This is a genomic window from Erwinia artemisiae (genome assembly GCF_051400835.1).
Lineage (GTDB): Bacteria > Pseudomonadota > Gammaproteobacteria > Enterobacterales > Enterobacteriaceae > Erwinia > Erwinia aeris.
The window spans coordinates 148402-162609 of sequence record NZ_JBLFFM010000007.1 but is presented as its reverse complement, the minus strand read 5'-3'; the positions used below and the strand labels follow the sequence as shown (position 1 = coordinate 162609).

Genomic DNA, 14208 nt, shown 5'->3' with positions numbered 1-14208 from the left:
CTTAAATGTCACAACAAAAAGCGGTATTACGCCCTAACGGCTTTACCTTTAAACAATTTTTTATCGCGCACGATCGCTGCGCCATGAAGGTCGGCACCGACGGCGTGCTGCTGGGTGCCTGGGCGCCGGTGGCGGAAGCTACCGCCGTGCTGGATATTGGCACGGGCAGCGGCCTGATTGCGCTGATGCTGGCGCAGCGTACCGGTGAAAACGTCTGCGTGGAAGCGGTTGAGCTGGATGAGCAGGCCGCGCGACAGGCGCAGGAAAACGCGGCGGCATCTCCGTGGGCCGGGCGTATCCGCATCCATCAGGACGATATTCGCCACTGGACAAAACGGTGCGAGCGCCGCTACTCGCTGATTGTCAGCAATCCGCCCTATTTTGTACCGGGCAGCGAATGCGCCACGCCGGCACGTGCCTCGGCGCGCTCTACTACCGATCTGACACATGATGTTCTGCTGGCCTGCGCCGAAGAGCTGATCACCGAAGACGGTTTCTTTTGCGTGGTGCTGCCGACAGCGGCAGGCGATCGGCTGGTGGCACTGGCGCTACAGCGCGGCTGGCATCTGCGTTTTCGTACCGACGTTGCCGACAATGATAACCGGCCGCCTAACCGCGTGCTGTTGGCGCTGTCGCCTGAATCGGGCGAGCTTTTTCAGGACAGAATGACGATACGCGGGCCGGATCAGCGTTATTCAGAAGCGCATTGCAGCCTGACCCGCGACTTTTATCTTTTCCGTTAATCAGGGCGTCAGGATGGTCGGCCTGGCTTCCGCCAGCCGCTGGGGATAATCCAGCGTATAGTGCAGGCCGCGACTCTCTTTTCTTGCCATGGCGCAGCGCACCATCAGTTCCGCCACCTGCACCAGGTTACGCAGCTCCAGCAGATTATTGGAAATACGGAAGTTGGCGTAATACTCATCAATTTCCTGTTGAAGCAGGTTGATCCGGCGCAGCGCTCTTTCCAGCCGTCGGGTGGTGCGCACTATCCCCACGTAGTCCCACATAAAAAGCCGCAGCTCATGCCAGTTATGCTGAAGGATGACCTGCTCGTCCGAGTCGTCCACGCGGCTTTCGTCCCACGCGGGCAAATTATCTACCGGCCCAACGCGCTGAAGCCAGGTGGCGATATTCTCTGCCGCCGACCAGCCGTAAACCAGGCATTCCAGCAACGAGTTAGAAGCAAGACGATTGGCGCCGTGCAGCCCGGTATAGCTGACTTCGCCTATGGCATACAGGCCGTTCAAATCGGTGCGGCCATAGTGATCCACCATCACGCCGCCGCAGGTATAGTGCGCCGCCGGGACAATCGGGATCGGCTCCTTGGTCAGATCGAAACCCAGCGTCTTCAGCTTTTCGGCAATGGTCGGGAAGTGCGCCCTGACAAATTCCGGCGGTTTATGGCTGATATCCAGATACATGCAGTCCGCGCCCAGCCGTTTCATCTCATGATCGATGGCGCGGGCAACGATATCCCTTGGCGCCAGCTCTGCGCGCTCGTCGAAGTCAGGCATAAAGCGCGTGCCGTCGGGTCGTTTCAGCAGCGCGCCTTCGCCCCGTAACGCTTCGGTCAGCAAAAAGTTTCTCGCCTCGGGATGGTACAGGCAGGTCGGGTGAAACTGATTAAACTCCAGGTTAGCCACGCGACAGCCCGCGCGCCAGGCCATGGCGATGCCGTCGCCAGAGGCCACATCGGGATTGGTGGTGTACTGGTAAACTTTGGCGGCGCCGCCGGTCGCCAGCACTACCGCCCGGGCGCGGCAGGTTTCCACCTTTTCGCGTTTGCGGTTCCAGATCCAGGCGCCCACGACGCGGCGCTCGCCCGGCAGGCCGATTTTATCTGAGACGATCAAATCCACCGCGTTGCTGCGCTCAAGGATGGTAATGCCGGGATGGCTGAGTGCCTGGCTGACCAGCGTGGTTTCTACCGCGCGGCCGGTGGCGTCGGCGCTGTGCAGGATACGGCGATGGCTGTGGCCGCCTTCACGCGTCAGATGATAGCTGCTGTCCGTGTCCGCTTTATCAAACATCATGCCGTTATCGATTAGCCACTGCACACAGTGGCGGGCATTACTGGCGATAAAGGACACTGCCTCCCGATCGCAGAGGCCGTCGCCCGCAACCAGCGTATCTTCCACATGTGAGGCAACGCTGTCGGTTTCATCGAAAACGGCCGCTATCCCGCCCTGGGCATACAGCGTCGAACCTTCGTTGATCGGCCCCTTGCTCAATACGGTTACCCGCTGCTGGTCGGCCAGACGCAGCGCCAGCGACAGGCCTGCCGCACCGCTGCCAATAATTAACACGTCACAACTGTAATCGGATGCCAGAGTCATAGTGTTTAATTTACTAAACAGGTTGTTTGCTGAGCATAGCGCCGTTCGCAGAAGCAAAAAAGGTTTTTTTCTGTACAGCGCAAAAAACAGTGCCCCAGACCGTTCGGACTGGCCTGAAAAATGGCGGCCTTCCTGTACATCCCGCCGGGCCGGTTTATTATGATGAACCTGCAAGATTTAAAGATGAAAAAGCGGCTTTCTTAGAGTACTCTGCGGCGATGATGCACATGACACCACAAATATAACGGCGCAACGGAACTTTACTCATGACCATTACTCTAAGCGGATGCTTGCTCGAAAATTATGAGTTACGGGTAGTTCAAATACGCGTGGAAAAAGATTTGGGGAGACATTACCTCGGATGAGCGAGCAGTTAACGGATCAGGCTCTCGTAGAGCGAGTGCAGAAGGGAGATCAGCGGTCATTCAATTTACTGGTAGTGCGCTATCAGCATAAAGTGGCGAGCCTGGTTTCCCGCTACGTGCCCTCTGGAGATGTGCCTGACGTAGTGCAGGAATCATTTATTAAAGCCTATCGCGCGCTGGAGTCGTTTCGCGGGGATAGCGCTTTTTATACCTGGCTCTATCGGATAGCCGTCAATACGGCCAAAAATTACCTGGTTGCTCAGGGACGTCGGCCGCCCGCCAGCGATGTAGACGCTATTGATGCGGAAAACTTTGAAAGCGCTGGCGCGCTGAAAGAAATATCGAACCCTGAGAACTTAATGTTGTCGGAAGAATTAAGGCAGATGGTTTTCCGTACCATTGAGACGCTGCCCGAAGATCTCCGTATGGCGATCACGCTTCGGGAACTGGATGGGCTGAGCTATGAAGAGATAGCCGCCATCATGGCGTGTCCGGTGGGCACGGTTCGTTCCCGTATTTTCCGGGCGCGTGAAGCCATCGACAATAAAATTCAACCACTTATCCAACGCTAGCGATAGCGGACACAGGAAGGGTACTGAGGCATGCAGAAAGAACAACTTTCCGCTTTAATGGATGGTGAAACTTTAGATAATGAAGTTTTGTCCGCATTGTCTGAAGACGCTGTGCTGCAAAAACAGTGGGAAAGCCATCATCTTATCCGCGATACCCTGCGTGGCGACGTTGCGCCGGTAATGCATTTCGATATCGCGGCGAAAGTCGCGGCGGCTATCGAAAAAGAACCGCTGCCGTTGAAGAGAGCGATACCAGAGGCGCAGCCCGAACCGCAGAGCTATGACAAGCTGCCGTTCTGGCACAAAGTGCGTCCATGGGCCGCGCAGCTTACCCAGATCGGCGTGGCGGCGTGCGTGTCGCTGGCGGTGATCGTGGGCGTGCAGCACTATAACCAGCCTGCTGAAGGGCAGTCGCAGTCAGAGTCGCCGGTATTCAATACGTTGCCGATGATGGGCCAGGCGTCGCCGGTCAGTCTGGGCGTGCCGGCGGAAACCAACAGCAGTGCGCCACAGCAGGTACAGGATCAGCGTCGTCGCGTTAACGCGATGCTGCAGGATTACGAACTGCAGCGCCGTCTGCATTCAGAAAGCCTGCAGTTCGAGCAGACGCCTGCCCAGCAGGCAGCTGTTCAGGTGCCGGGTAACCAGTCGTTAGGAATTCAGCAGCAGTAATGAAGCAGCTTTGGTGCGCCGTCAGCCTTATGGCTGGCAGCCTGTTTTATTCCTCCTTCGCCCCGGCGCAAACCACGTCCGGGGCGCTGTTGCAACAGATGGAGCAGGCCAGCCAGTCCCTCAGTTACGAACTCGCCTATATCAACGTCTCGCGGCTGGGCATTGAGTCGCTGCGTTTTCGCCATGCCGTTCTGGACAGCAAAACCTATGCACAGCTGCTGCATATGGATGGGCCGCGCCGCGAGATCGTTCAACGCGGTAACGAGATCAGCTATTTTGAACCAGGTCTGGAGCCTTTTACTCTGCCCGGTAAACATATTGTTGATTCGCTGCCGTCGCTGGTGTTCGCCGATTTCCAAAAGCTTTCCGAATATTACGATTTTGTACCGGTAGGGCGGACGCGTATCGCCGATCAGCTGTGCGAAGTGATCCGCATCGTGGCGCGCGACGGCACCCGCTATAGCTATATTGTCTGGCTGGACAGCGATACCCGGCTGCCGTTAAGGGTCGATCTGCTCGATCGGGACGGCGAAACGCTGGAGCAATATCGCGTGGTCAGCTTTGCGGTGGATGACGGCGTCAGAAAAATGATGCAGGGGCTGGATAAAGCCAGCCTGCCGCCGTCGCTTTCGGTACCGGCCAGCGATAAAGCTACCTTCGCATGGCGGCCGTCGTGGTTGCCGAACGGCATGAAAGAGGTTACGCAGAGCCGCAGGCAGATCCCTTCGCTGAACAAGCCGGTTGAGTCGCGCCTCTATTCTGACGGGTTGTTCAGCTTCTCGATCAACGTCAGTGCGGCGGACAAAAACAGCGTGTCGCAACAATTGCGCACGGGACGACGTACGGTGCATACGGAAATACGCAATAATAAAGAGATCACGGTGGTTGGCGAGCTTCCTCCTTCAACCGCCAAGCGTATCGCTGACAGCATAGGTAGCGCAAAATGATGAGAGAATGGGCCACGGTGGTCTCCTGGCACAACGGTGTGGCGACGCTGCATTCAGAAATGAAAACCTCCTGCAGCAGCTGCTCCGCCCGTAAAGGCTGCGGTAGCCACATGCTGAACAAGCTTGGGCCAAAGAACGCGCACGTGATGAAAATCGCCAGCGCGGAGCCGCTGGCGCCGGGGCAGCGTATTGAACTGGGCATTGAAGAGAAGAGCCTGCTCAGCTCGGCGCTGCTGGTTTATATGACGCCGCTGCTGGGCCTGTTTATCGTGGCCGGGCTGTTTCAGATGCTGTTTCACAGCGATCTGGCTGCCGCTGCGGGCGCGCTGCTTGGCGGCATCGGCGGGTTTATCATCGCTAAGGGCATTTCCGGCTATTTGGGGAAATCCGCCTCTTTTCATCCGGTGATTCTGAGCGTGGCGCTTCCGCCGGATGCGCTGCGCGTTGAAACCGAATAACGCTTAATCCGGCAGGCCGTCGGCACTTTTACCCCTTATCGCTATCCTGCGTCCCGGCGCGTGTCCCGTCGCGCTGCGGTCACGATTACAGCAGTAGACGCGCGGCCCGCAGGGAAATCATACGCTATGCATGTGAATTCTTTCGTGGCGCGGGCTAACAGTGTAAGATGCGTGCTCATTGATGGCGGGTACATTGCAGTCGGTCTCTACGGCTCTGTCCACCGCAAGAACTAAACCGAACGTTTAAGCGAAAAAATTCATATAAATGAAGCATATAAGAAACTTTTCTGTCATCGCTCATATCGACCACGGCAAATCGACGCTCTCTGACCGTTTGATTCAGATCTGCGGTGGCCTCACCGAACGCGAAATGGCGGCTCAGGTACTGGATTCTATGGATCTGGAGCGCGAGCGCGGCATTACCATCAAGGCACAGAGCGTAACGCTCGACTACCACGCTCCTGACGGTGAAACTTACCAGCTCAATTTTATCGACACGCCGGGTCACGTTGACTTCTCCTATGAGGTTTCCCGCTCGCTGGCGGCCTGTGAAGGCGCGCTGCTGGTGGTGGACGCCGGTCAGGGTGTGGAAGCGCAGACGCTGGCCAACTGCTACACCGCGATGGAAATGGATCTGGAAGTGGTACCGGTACTGAACAAGATTGACCTGCCGGCCGCCGATCCCGATCGCGTCTCGCAGGAAATCGAGGATATCGTCGGTATCGATGCTACCGACGCCGTGCGCTGTTCGGCCAAGACCGGCGTCGGCGTGCCTGACGTGCTGGAACGTCTGGTGCGCGATATCCCGCCGCCGGAAGGCGATCCGGAAGGCCCGTTGCAGGCGCTGATTATCGACTCCTGGTTCGATAACTACCTGGGCGTTGTCTCGCTGGTGCGTATCAAAAACGGCACGCTGCGCAAGGGCGAAAAAATCAAGGTAATGAGTACTGGTCAGACGTATAACGCTGACCGTCTGGGTATCTTTACCCCGAAGCGCGTCGATCGCGATGCGCTGAATTGCGGCGAAGTAGGCTGGCTGGTTTGCGCCATCAAGGACATCCTGGGCGCGCCGGTAGGCGATACGCTGACGCTGGCGCGCAACCCGGCGGAAAAAGCGCTGCCTGGCTTTAAGAAAGTGAAGCCGCAGGTCTATGCGGGCCTGTTCCCAATCAGCTCTGACGACTATGAAGCTTTCCGCGACGCGCTGGGCAAGCTGAGCCTTAACGACGCCTCGCTGTTCTACGAGCCGGAAAGCTCTACCGCGCTGGGCTTCGGCTTCCGCTGCGGCTTCCTGGGTCTGCTGCATATGGAGATCATTCAGGAGCGTCTGGAGCGTGAATACGATCTCGAACTGATCACCACGGCGCCGACGGTAGTGTATGAAGTTCTGACCACCTCAGGCGACACCGTCTACGTTGACAGCCCGGGCAAACTGCCGCCGCTGAACAATATCGAAGAGCTGCGCGAGCCGATCGCCGAGTGTCATATGCTGCTGCCGCAGGAATACCTGGGCAACGTCATCACGCTGTGTATCGAGAAGCGCGGCGTGCAGACCAACATGGTTTACCACGGTAACCAGGTGGCGCTGACCTATGACATCCCGATGGCGGAAGTGGTGCTGGACTTCTTCGACCGTCTGAAATCCACCTCCCGTGGCTACGCGTCGCTGGATTACAACTTCAAACGCTTCCAGGCTTCCAACATGGTACGCGTTGATGTGTTGATTAACTCCGAGCGCGTTGACGCGCTGGCGCTGATCACCCACAACGATAATGCGCCATACCGTGGCCGCGAGCTGGTGGAGAAGATGAAAGATCTGATCCCGCGTCAGCAGTTTGACATCGCGATCCAGGCGGCCATCGGCAACCACATTATTGCCCGTTCTACCGTTAAACAGCTGCGTAAAAACGTGCTGGCGAAGTGCTACGGCGGCGACGTCAGCCGTAAGAAGAAGCTGCTGCAGAAGCAGAAAGACGGTAAGAAGCGCATGAAGCAGGTCGGCAACGTCGAACTGCCTCAGGAAGCCTTCCTGGCCATTCTGCATGTGGGTAAAGAGAGTAAGTAAAGCCTAAGACGACGAGGGAACTGGAATGGCTAATATGTTCGCCCTGATACTGGCGATAGCAACGCTCGTAACCGGTATTATCTGGTGCGTGGACAGATACAAGTGGGCGCCGGCCCGCAGGGCCAGCCAGGCGCTTGCGGAGGCTTCAGCAGACAATGTGGGCGAGAAAAAAACCGGGCAGCCGGGCTGGATAGAGACGGCCGCGTCCGTTTTCCCGGTACTGCTGCTGGTGTTTGTGGTGCGCTCTTTTATCTATGAGCCTTTCCAGATCCCGTCAGGGTCGATGATGCCGACGCTGCTGATTGGCGACTTTATCCTGGTAGAGAAATTTGCCTATGGGATTAAAGATCCGATCACGCAGACCACGCTGATCCCAACCGGGCACCCTAAGCGCGGCGATATCGCGGTGTTTAAGTACCCGAAAGATCCAAGCATGGATTATATTAAACGCGTGGTAGGGCTGCCTGGCGACCGCGTCAGCTACGATCCGCAGAGCAAAACCGTGACGGTGAATCCGGCCTGCGCGCCAGAAAAAACCTGCGATACGGCGCTGCCGATCACCTATTCCGACGTTGAGCCAAGCGATTTTATCCAGACCTTCAGCGGCTTTGACGGCAACGAAACCGGCAACGGTTTCTGGCAGAAGCCGCAGGGTGAAACCATCCGCGGCGGTCTGCGTCTCGCTACGCGTAACGAAACGCTGGGCGACGTCACGCACCGCATTCTGCTGGTGACCCAGGCGCAAAGCCAGGCAAGCTCTTACTATCAGCAGCCGGGCCAGCCGCAGTCCACGTGGGTCGTGCCCGCCGGCATGTATTTCATGATGGGCGATAACCGCGACAACAGCGCCGACAGCCGCTACTGGGGCTTCGTGCCGGAAAGAAATCTGGTCGGCAAAGCCACCGCTATCTGGATGAGCTTTGAAAAGCAGGAAGGGCAATGGCCAACCGGCGTTCGCCTGAGCCGTATTGGCGGTATTCACTGACGGCGCGCAGGCGCCGCTGCAAAAGGGTGGCTTCCCTTGGGGAGCCACTGCACACGAAACAGTCTCGTGTTGGCGTGTCCAGCCCTGTTCCCTGTGCAGGAAAATTTTCGCATTAAGATATTGGTAACGCATGAATCCCATCGTAATTAACAGGCTCCAGCGGAAGTTGGGCTACACTTTTACCCATCAGGAACTGTTGCAGCAGGCGTTGACCCATCGCAGCGCCAGCAGTAAACACAATGAAAGACTGGAGTTTCTGGGCGACTCCATCCTCAGTTACGTGATTGCCAACGCGCTCTATCACCGTTTTCCACGCGTGGACGAAGGCGATATGAGCCGGATGCGCGCCACGCTGGTGCGGGGCAATACGCTGGCGGAGATGGCCCGGGAATTCGATTTAGGCGAATGCCTGCGTCTGGGGCCAGGCGAACTGAAAAGCGGCGGCTATCGTCGCGAGTCGATCCTGGCCGATACCGTAGAAGCGCTGATTGGCGGCGTGTTCCTGGACAGTAATATCCAGACGGTAGAACAGCTGATCCTCGACTGGTACGCCAGCCGTCTCGATCAGATTAGCCCGGGCGACAAACAGAAAGATCCAAAAACGCGTCTGCAGGAGTATCTGCAGGGTCGTCATCTGCCGCTGCCCTCCTATCTGGTGGTGCAGGTGCGTGGCGAAGCGCATGACCAGGAATTTACTATCCACTGCCAGGTAAGCGGCATGACGGATCCGGTTGTGGGAACCGGCTCCAGTCGTCGCAAAGCTGAGCAGGCAGCGGCCGAACAGGCGCTGATTAAGCTGGGACTTGAATGAGCGAACAAACCACCCATTGCGGCTTTATTGCTATCGTAGGCCGCCCGAACGTTGGAAAATCCACGCTGCTGAACCAGTTACTGGGGCAGAAGGTTTCCATTACCTCGCGTAAACCGCAAACCACGCGCCATCGCATTATGGGCATCCATACGGAAGACGGCTATCAGGCGATCTACGTCGATACGCCGGGCCTGCATATGGAAGAGAAGCGGGCGATCAACCGCCTGATGAACCGTGCGGCCAGCAGCTCAATCGGCGACGTCGAGCTGGTGATCTTCGTTGTGGAAGGCACGCGCTGGACGGCCGATGACGAAATGGTGCTGAACAAGCTGAAAGAGAACAAGGTGCCGGTGCTGCTGGCGATCAACAAGGTCGACAACGTTACCGATAAAACCATTCTGCTGCCGCATATGCAGTTCCTGAGCCAGCAGATGAATTTTATGGACGTGGTGCCGATCTCTGCCGAAACCGGTAAAAACGTTGATACCATCGCCAGCATCGTGCGCAAGCGCCTGCCGGAAGCGGAACATCACTTCCCGGAAGAGTACATCACCGATCGCTCGCAGCGCTTTATGGCCTCCGAGATGATCCGTGAAAAGCTGATGCGCTTCCTGGGCGCCGAGCTGCCTTATTCGGTGACGGTTGAAATCGAGCAGTTTGTGACCAACGATCGCGGCGGCTATGATATCCACGGCCTGATCCTGGTCGAGCGTGAAGGCCAGAAGAAAATGGTCATCGGCAACAAAGGCGCGAAGATCAAAACCATCGGTATTGAAGCGCGCAAAGACATGGAAGAAATGTTTGAAGCCAAAGTCCACCTGGAGCTGTGGGTGAAGGTTAAATCCGGTTGGGCAGACGACGAACGTGCGCTGCGTAGCCTGGGTTACGTAGACGATCTGTAATTGATGGAAGGCTGGCAACGCGCATTTGTCCTGCACGGACGTCCCTACAGCGAAACCAGCCTGATGCTCGATCTCTTTTCGGAAAACTACGGCCGCGTGCGCGTCCTGGCCAAAGGCGCGCGCGGCAAGCGTTCCAGCCTGAAAGGCGCCTTACAGCCTTTTACGCCGCTGCTGGTACGCTGGGGTGGGCGCGGCGAGGTGAAAACCCTGCGCGGCGCCGAACCCATCTCTCTTGCCCTTCCTCTGACCGGTATTTCCCTCTACTGCGGCCTGTACGTTAATGAGCTGATAGCTCGCGTGCTGGAGCAGGAAACCGCCTTTACCGAGCTTTTTTTCGACTATCTGCACTGTGTTCAGGCGCTGGCTGCGGGCGTCGGCTCGCCGGAACCGGCGCTGCGCCGCTTCGAGCTGGCGATGCTGGGCCATCTTGGCTACGGCGTCGATTTCCTGCACTGCGCGGGCAGCGGCGAAGAGGTTACGGATGATATGACCTATATCTATCGCGAGGAAAAAGGCTTTATCGCCAGCCTGGTGAAAAGCCATAAAAGCTTTACCGGACGCGAGCTGCGGGCGCTTTATGAACGCAGCTTTCCGGATAGCGAGACGCTCAGGGCCGCCAAGCGTTTCACCCGCATGGCGCTCAAGCCCTATCTGGGCGGAAAACCCCTGAAGAGCCAGGAGCTTTTTCGACAGTTCGTGCCGAAAAAACGCGCGGACGCGCCCGAGTAAAGTCGCCTGGCTGTACCGGGGAACGGCGCGGACGTACACTGTAGCCCTCGTACATTATTCTGAGGTTTGTTATGGCTGAACTCCTGTTAGGCGTCAATATCGACCACATCGCCACCGTGCGCAACGCTCGCGGCACGCATTATCCCGATCCGGTACAGGCTGCTTTTGTTTCCGAGCAGGCCGGCGCGGACGGCATCACCGTCCATCTGCGCGAAGATCGTCGCCACATCACCGATCGTGACGTCAGAATTCTTCGTCAGACCATTCAGACGCGCATGAACCTCGAAATGGCCGTGACCGATGAAATGGTCGACATCGCCTGCGAGATCAAACCCCATTTCTGCTGTCTGGTGCCGGAAAAGCGCGAAGAAGTCACCACCGAAGGCGGCCTGGACGTGGCGGGCCAGCAGGAAAAAATCACCTTTGCCGTTTCGCGCCTGAAAGAGGCGGGCATTCAGGTTTCGCTGTTTATCGATCCCGACCATCGGCAGATTGATGCCGCCATGGCCTCCGGCGCGCCCTATATCGAAATTCATACCGGCGCCTATGCGGAAGCGGAAGAGGGCGCGGTACGCGACGCGGAGTTCCGTCGTATTAAAGATGCGGCGGCCTATGCGCACGACAAAGGCCTGAAGGTGAATGCGGGCCACGGGCTGACCTATCATAACGTGCAGCCGATCGCCGCGCTGCCGCAGATGCATGAGCTGAATATCGGACACGCTATTATCGGCCGCGCGGTGATGAGCGGGCTTGCCGATGCGGTAAGCGAGATGAAGGCGCTGATGCGGGAAGCGCGTCGCTAATGGCTATTCTGGGGCTGGGCACGGATATCGTGGAAATCGACCGTATCGAAGGCGTGATTTCCCGCTCCGGCGACAGGCTGGCGAAACGCGTGCTGAGCGAAAACGAATGGGCGCAGTATCAGGCGCATCAGCAGCCGGTGCGCTTTCTTGCCAAACGGTTCGCGGTAAAAGAGGCTGCGGCTAAGGCGTTTGGTACCGGCATACGCGGCGGCCTGGCTTTTAACCAGTTTGAGGTTTACAACGACGAGCTGGGCAAGCCGGGGCTGCGTTTCTTTCAGCAGGCGGCGGAAGTGGCGCAAAAGCTGGGCGTCGCACACGTTCATGTCACGCTGGCGGACGAGCGTCACTACGCCTGCGCTACGGTGATTATCGAAAGCTAATTCGGTCGGGCTGGTTGCATCGCCAGTCCGACCGCTGCGCGCCTCAGAGGTCGCCCGTTCAGGAGGCGACGTGATGCAGGAGCACAAACTTTTCCCACAGCCTGTCGCTGCTTTCCACACATTCCGGATCGCTGATAATCGTATTATCAATAGGGCAAACCTGCTGACAGGTTGGCGTGTCGTAATGACCCACGCACTCTGTACAGCGGTTCACATCGATCTCGTAAATGCTTTCGCCCATGGAAATCGCCTGGTTCGGGCACTCCGGCTCGCACATATCGCAATTGATGCAGCGTTTAGTGATCAGTAAAGCCATGTTCAGCGAATACCCTTAACGGAAGAAGGGGCGTAATTTACCACACTGAACGACCGTTTCCCACGGCCTGTCTTCGGGTCGTTAGCCAGCCGTTGTTGCTCAGGGATGCCAGAGCGAAGATTTCGCAATGCCGGCGACATACTGCATCTGCGTAACCTCTTCAACCGGCAGGCGGATCGGTGCGTGATCCTCATTAACCGGCAGCAGATGGTAAAAGCCGTCGCGTTTAAACAGGAAGGTTTTCACCATCACCTCGCCGCTGCTGGTGACCACCAGCACCTCATCGCCCGGATGAAAATTCTGATTCGGCTCCACGATCACAAACTCACCCTCTTTGATCCTTGGCATCATCGAATCCCCCACGCATTTCAGCGCGTAGACGTCGCGATCGCAGGAAGGCCAGCGTAGAAACCCGTCACCATTGCCAACAGGATATTGCATATCGCTCCAGTAGCCGCTGTGGCCAAGTTGAGTATTGCCCAGCACCGGCACCTTATGCAGCACCAGCGAGTGAAGCTCGCCTGTCACGCCCGGCGCATGTTGTGCAGCCGATGCCTGTAAGTCGCGCTCGATCAGATCGATGGGCGAAACGTGAAAATAATCCGCCAGAGACTTCAGCGTGGTGTACTTTGGGTCTTTCACTTCTCCTGTCAGCAGCCGGTGCAGGGTGGACTGCTGTAGCCTGACCTTTTTAGAAAGCTCCGTCACGCTGCCGATGCCCTCTCTTTCCATCAAGTGCTTGATGTTACTGTTGAATACATCCAAATCAAAGATCATTTTATCTTCCTGTTATTGCGCGCTAACGTTGCAATTATGCGTTTTTGCATTAGAATAGGTGTTGTTAAGGCGATTATGCTTCATCAGATAATGCAGTTTAGTATAATTCATCGCCACAGTCATCCTGCCCGATCGGGCAGGCCACAAAAGAGTCAGGTAAGAAAAGGAGGTCGGTTGATGCGTAATATACAAAAAGTACTGGAACGTTGGGGCGGTTGGGCTGTGGCAGAGGGCACGCAGCTTGACTGGTCGCCGGTTGCGGCGGGCTTTAAAGGGCTGCTGCCGGATGAGCGGAGAAGCCGACTCTCCTGTAGCGACAGCGACGGGCTGATTGTCGATGCGGCTATCGCCAAATTGCACAAGGTCGGGCGTACGGACGAGGTCGAGCTGATTATCCTGCACTACCTCTATAATATTTCCAAATCCGCCATTGCCCGGAAAAAGAAATGCTCGGAAGGCAAAGTAAGGAACCAGCTGATGATAGCTGAAACCTTTATTGATGCCTGTATAATTATGAGCGATGCGGAGCTGGAAATGGATGCCTGGATATAAAATTTCTTCGTTACGAATATAAAAATATAAAAGCAAAGAATAATTTAATTATGACCAGATGTCGTAAGGCAAGTCTACGTTGTTACGCAATTTGCATACATAGCAAAAATAATATTGATCAGGGCTTTTCGTAACGATTTTATACGCGTAAAGTAGCAACATGGTTCTTTAACGATTGCGAACCACAAAGAGAATGTCTTCTATATGCACTCCGTTGTCTGCCTTATTGGCAGGCAGGAGTGCATTTTTTATGCCTCAAACTTTCCTGAGTTCTTAAATAAAAAAATTAGCACTAAGGGGTTTTCGTTACGAAATAAACCCCTTAATGTAGCAGCATGGATTAGTGACAGGGAGGGAGGGATGAAAAAGGAAAAGTTCTTCGTAACGAGTTCCCCGCAGTAATATAGCATCATGGATATAAAAAAAACCGGCTGCAAAAGATATTAAAGAAAATGGTTTTCGTTACGAAATAAACCCCTTAATGTAGCAGCATGGATTAGTGACAGGCAGGGAGAAATGAAAAAGGAAAGGTTTTCGT

16 protein-coding genes are annotated in these 14208 nt (G+C 56.2%); 13 read left to right on the top strand and 3 right to left on the bottom strand.

Translation table 11 applies throughout. From position 1 onward, the window contains the following. Positions 1 to 5: 5 nt before the first annotated feature. Positions 6 to 743, top strand: a complete 738-nt coding sequence (gene trmN, locus ACMGEE_RS16255) for a tRNA(1)(Val) (adenine(37)-N(6))-methyltransferase TrmN (RefSeq protein ID WP_253459164.1) — start codon at positions 6 to 8, stop codon at positions 741 to 743. Here the strand turns inward: trmN and nadB are convergent, their stop codons facing one another. Further along, entirely contained in the window at positions 744 to 2336 is a 1593-nt protein-coding gene (nadB, locus tag ACMGEE_RS16250) for an L-aspartate oxidase (RefSeq protein WP_253459167.1), read from the bottom strand. It lies immediately after the preceding gene. A gap of 361 nt (positions 2337 to 2697) precedes the next feature. Between nadB and rpoE the strand changes: the two genes are divergently transcribed. The 11 genes from rpoE (at position 2698) to acpS (ending at position 12025) form a co-directional block, all read left to right on the top strand. Beyond that, positions 2698 to 3273 (top strand): RNA polymerase sigma factor RpoE, encoded by a 576-nt coding sequence (gene rpoE / locus ACMGEE_RS16245; RefSeq protein ID WP_125289469.1) that lies wholly within the window; start codon positions 2698 to 2700, stop codon positions 3271 to 3273. Between the two features lie 30 nt (positions 3274 to 3303). Beyond that, complete coding sequence (gene rseA / locus ACMGEE_RS16240) at positions 3304 to 3945, top strand: anti-sigma-E factor RseA (RefSeq protein ID WP_253459170.1); 642 nt, start codon at positions 3304 to 3306, stop codon at positions 3943 to 3945. Further along, on the top strand, positions 3945 to 4892 hold the full coding sequence (rseB, locus tag ACMGEE_RS16235) for a sigma-E factor regulatory protein RseB (RefSeq protein ID WP_436830345.1): 948 nt from the start codon (positions 3945 to 3947) through the stop codon (positions 4890 to 4892). The genes rseA and rseB overlap by 1 nt, the downstream gene beginning before the upstream one ends. Next, a complete protein-coding gene (gene rseC / locus ACMGEE_RS16230) occupies positions 4889 to 5350 on the top strand; it encodes a SoxR-reducing system protein RseC (RefSeq protein ID WP_253459178.1) in 462 nt (153 codons plus the stop codon). Before rseB ends, rseC begins: the two co-directional genes overlap by 4 nt. Before the next feature lie 265 nt (positions 5351 to 5615). Further along, positions 5616 to 7415 carry a translation elongation factor 4 gene (gene lepA / locus ACMGEE_RS16225; RefSeq protein WP_253459182.1) on the top strand — a complete coding sequence of 600 codons (1800 nt, stop codon included), beginning with the start codon at positions 5616 to 5618 and terminating at the stop codon, positions 7413 to 7415. A 25-nt stretch (positions 7416 to 7440) separates the two neighbouring features. Beyond that, on the top strand, positions 7441 to 8400 hold the full coding sequence (lepB, locus tag ACMGEE_RS16220) for a signal peptidase I (protein ID WP_436830344.1): 960 nt from the start codon (positions 7441 to 7443) through the stop codon (positions 8398 to 8400). A 130-nt stretch (positions 8401 to 8530) separates the two neighbouring features. Beyond that, positions 8531 to 9211, top strand: a complete 681-nt coding sequence (gene rnc / locus ACMGEE_RS16215) for a ribonuclease III (RefSeq protein ID WP_125289475.1) — start codon at positions 8531 to 8533, stop codon at positions 9209 to 9211. After that, positions 9208 to 10113, top strand: coding sequence for a GTPase Era (era, locus tag ACMGEE_RS16210; RefSeq protein WP_253459188.1), 906 nt, complete (start codon positions 9208 to 9210; stop codon positions 10111 to 10113). Before rnc ends, era begins: the two co-directional genes overlap by 4 nt. A gap of 3 nt (positions 10114 to 10116) precedes the next feature. Continuing rightward, positions 10117 to 10842, top strand: coding sequence for a DNA repair protein RecO (recO, locus tag ACMGEE_RS16205; RefSeq protein ID WP_253459192.1), 726 nt, complete (start codon positions 10117 to 10119; stop codon positions 10840 to 10842). A gap of 71 nt (positions 10843 to 10913) precedes the next feature. Next, positions 10914 to 11645 (top strand): pyridoxine 5'-phosphate synthase, encoded by a 732-nt coding sequence (gene pdxJ, locus ACMGEE_RS16200; protein ID WP_301730840.1) that lies wholly within the window; start codon positions 10914 to 10916, stop codon positions 11643 to 11645. Further along, a complete protein-coding gene (gene acpS / locus ACMGEE_RS16195; RefSeq protein ID WP_125289479.1) occupies positions 11645 to 12025 on the top strand; it encodes a holo-ACP synthase in 381 nt (126 codons plus the stop codon). The genes pdxJ and acpS overlap by 1 nt, the downstream gene beginning before the upstream one ends. Positions 12026 to 12083: 58 nt before the next feature. Here the strand turns inward: acpS and ACMGEE_RS16190 are convergent, their stop codons facing one another. After that, the gene (locus tag ACMGEE_RS16190) at positions 12084 to 12341 is read right to left on the bottom strand and encodes a YfhL family 4Fe-4S dicluster ferredoxin (RefSeq protein WP_253459201.1); all 258 of its coding nucleotides are present in this window, start codon (positions 12339 to 12341) and stop codon (positions 12084 to 12086) included. A 99-nt stretch (positions 12342 to 12440) separates the two neighbouring features. Continuing rightward, positions 12441 to 13118, bottom strand: coding sequence for a S24 family peptidase (locus tag ACMGEE_RS16185; protein WP_253459205.1), 678 nt, complete (start codon positions 13116 to 13118; stop codon positions 12441 to 12443). 177 nt (positions 13119 to 13295) lie between these two features. Here ACMGEE_RS16185 and ACMGEE_RS16180 point away from each other — a divergent pair, with 177 nt between their 5' ends. Further along, positions 13296 to 13670: an antiterminator Q family protein gene (locus tag ACMGEE_RS16180; RefSeq protein WP_253459207.1), complete on the top strand. Its 375-nt coding sequence runs from the start codon at positions 13296 to 13298 to the stop codon at positions 13668 to 13670. The last annotated feature ends 538 nt before the right edge of the window (positions 13671 to 14208 follow it).

Excerpts from the sequence above, each read along its gene's own strand:
- pdxJ (WP_301730840.1), top strand. The coding sequence starts at position 10,914 with ATGGCTGAACTCCTGTTAGGCGTCAATATCGACCACATCGCCACCGTG.
- rseA (WP_253459170.1), top strand. The coding sequence starts at position 3,304 with ATGCAGAAAGAACAACTTTCCGCTTTAATGGATGGTGAAACTTTAGAT.
- ACMGEE_RS16185 (WP_253459205.1), bottom strand. The coding sequence starts at position 13,118 with ATGATCTTTGATTTGGATGTATTCAACAGTAACATCAAGCACTTGATG.
- acpS (WP_125289479.1), top strand. The coding sequence starts at position 11,645 with ATGGCTATTCTGGGGCTGGGCACGGATATCGTGGAAATCGACCGTATC.
- trmN (WP_253459164.1), top strand. The coding sequence starts at position 6 with ATGTCACAACAAAAAGCGGTATTACGCCCTAACGGCTTTACCTTTAAA.
- lepA (WP_253459182.1), top strand. The coding sequence starts at position 5,616 with ATGAAGCATATAAGAAACTTTTCTGTCATCGCTCATATCGACCACGGC.
- lepB (WP_436830344.1), top strand. The coding sequence starts at position 7,441 with ATGGCTAATATGTTCGCCCTGATACTGGCGATAGCAACGCTCGTAACC.
- ACMGEE_RS16190 (WP_253459201.1), bottom strand. The coding sequence starts at position 12,341 with ATGGCTTTACTGATCACTAAACGCTGCATCAATTGCGATATGTGCGAG.
- era (WP_253459188.1), top strand. The coding sequence starts at position 9,208 with ATGAGCGAACAAACCACCCATTGCGGCTTTATTGCTATCGTAGGCCGC.
- ACMGEE_RS16180 (WP_253459207.1), top strand. The coding sequence starts at position 13,296 with ATGCGTAATATACAAAAAGTACTGGAACGTTGGGGCGGTTGGGCTGTG.
- rseC (WP_253459178.1), top strand. The coding sequence starts at position 4,889 with ATGATGAGAGAATGGGCCACGGTGGTCTCCTGGCACAACGGTGTGGCG.
- rnc (WP_125289475.1), top strand. The coding sequence starts at position 8,531 with ATGAATCCCATCGTAATTAACAGGCTCCAGCGGAAGTTGGGCTACACT.
- nadB (WP_253459167.1), bottom strand. The coding sequence starts at position 2,336 with ATGACTCTGGCATCCGATTACAGTTGTGACGTGTTAATTATTGGCAGC.
- recO (WP_253459192.1), top strand. The coding sequence starts at position 10,117 with ATGGAAGGCTGGCAACGCGCATTTGTCCTGCACGGACGTCCCTACAGC.
- rpoE (WP_125289469.1), top strand. The coding sequence starts at position 2,698 with ATGAGCGAGCAGTTAACGGATCAGGCTCTCGTAGAGCGAGTGCAGAAG.
- rseB (WP_436830345.1), top strand. The coding sequence starts at position 3,945 with ATGAAGCAGCTTTGGTGCGCCGTCAGCCTTATGGCTGGCAGCCTGTTT.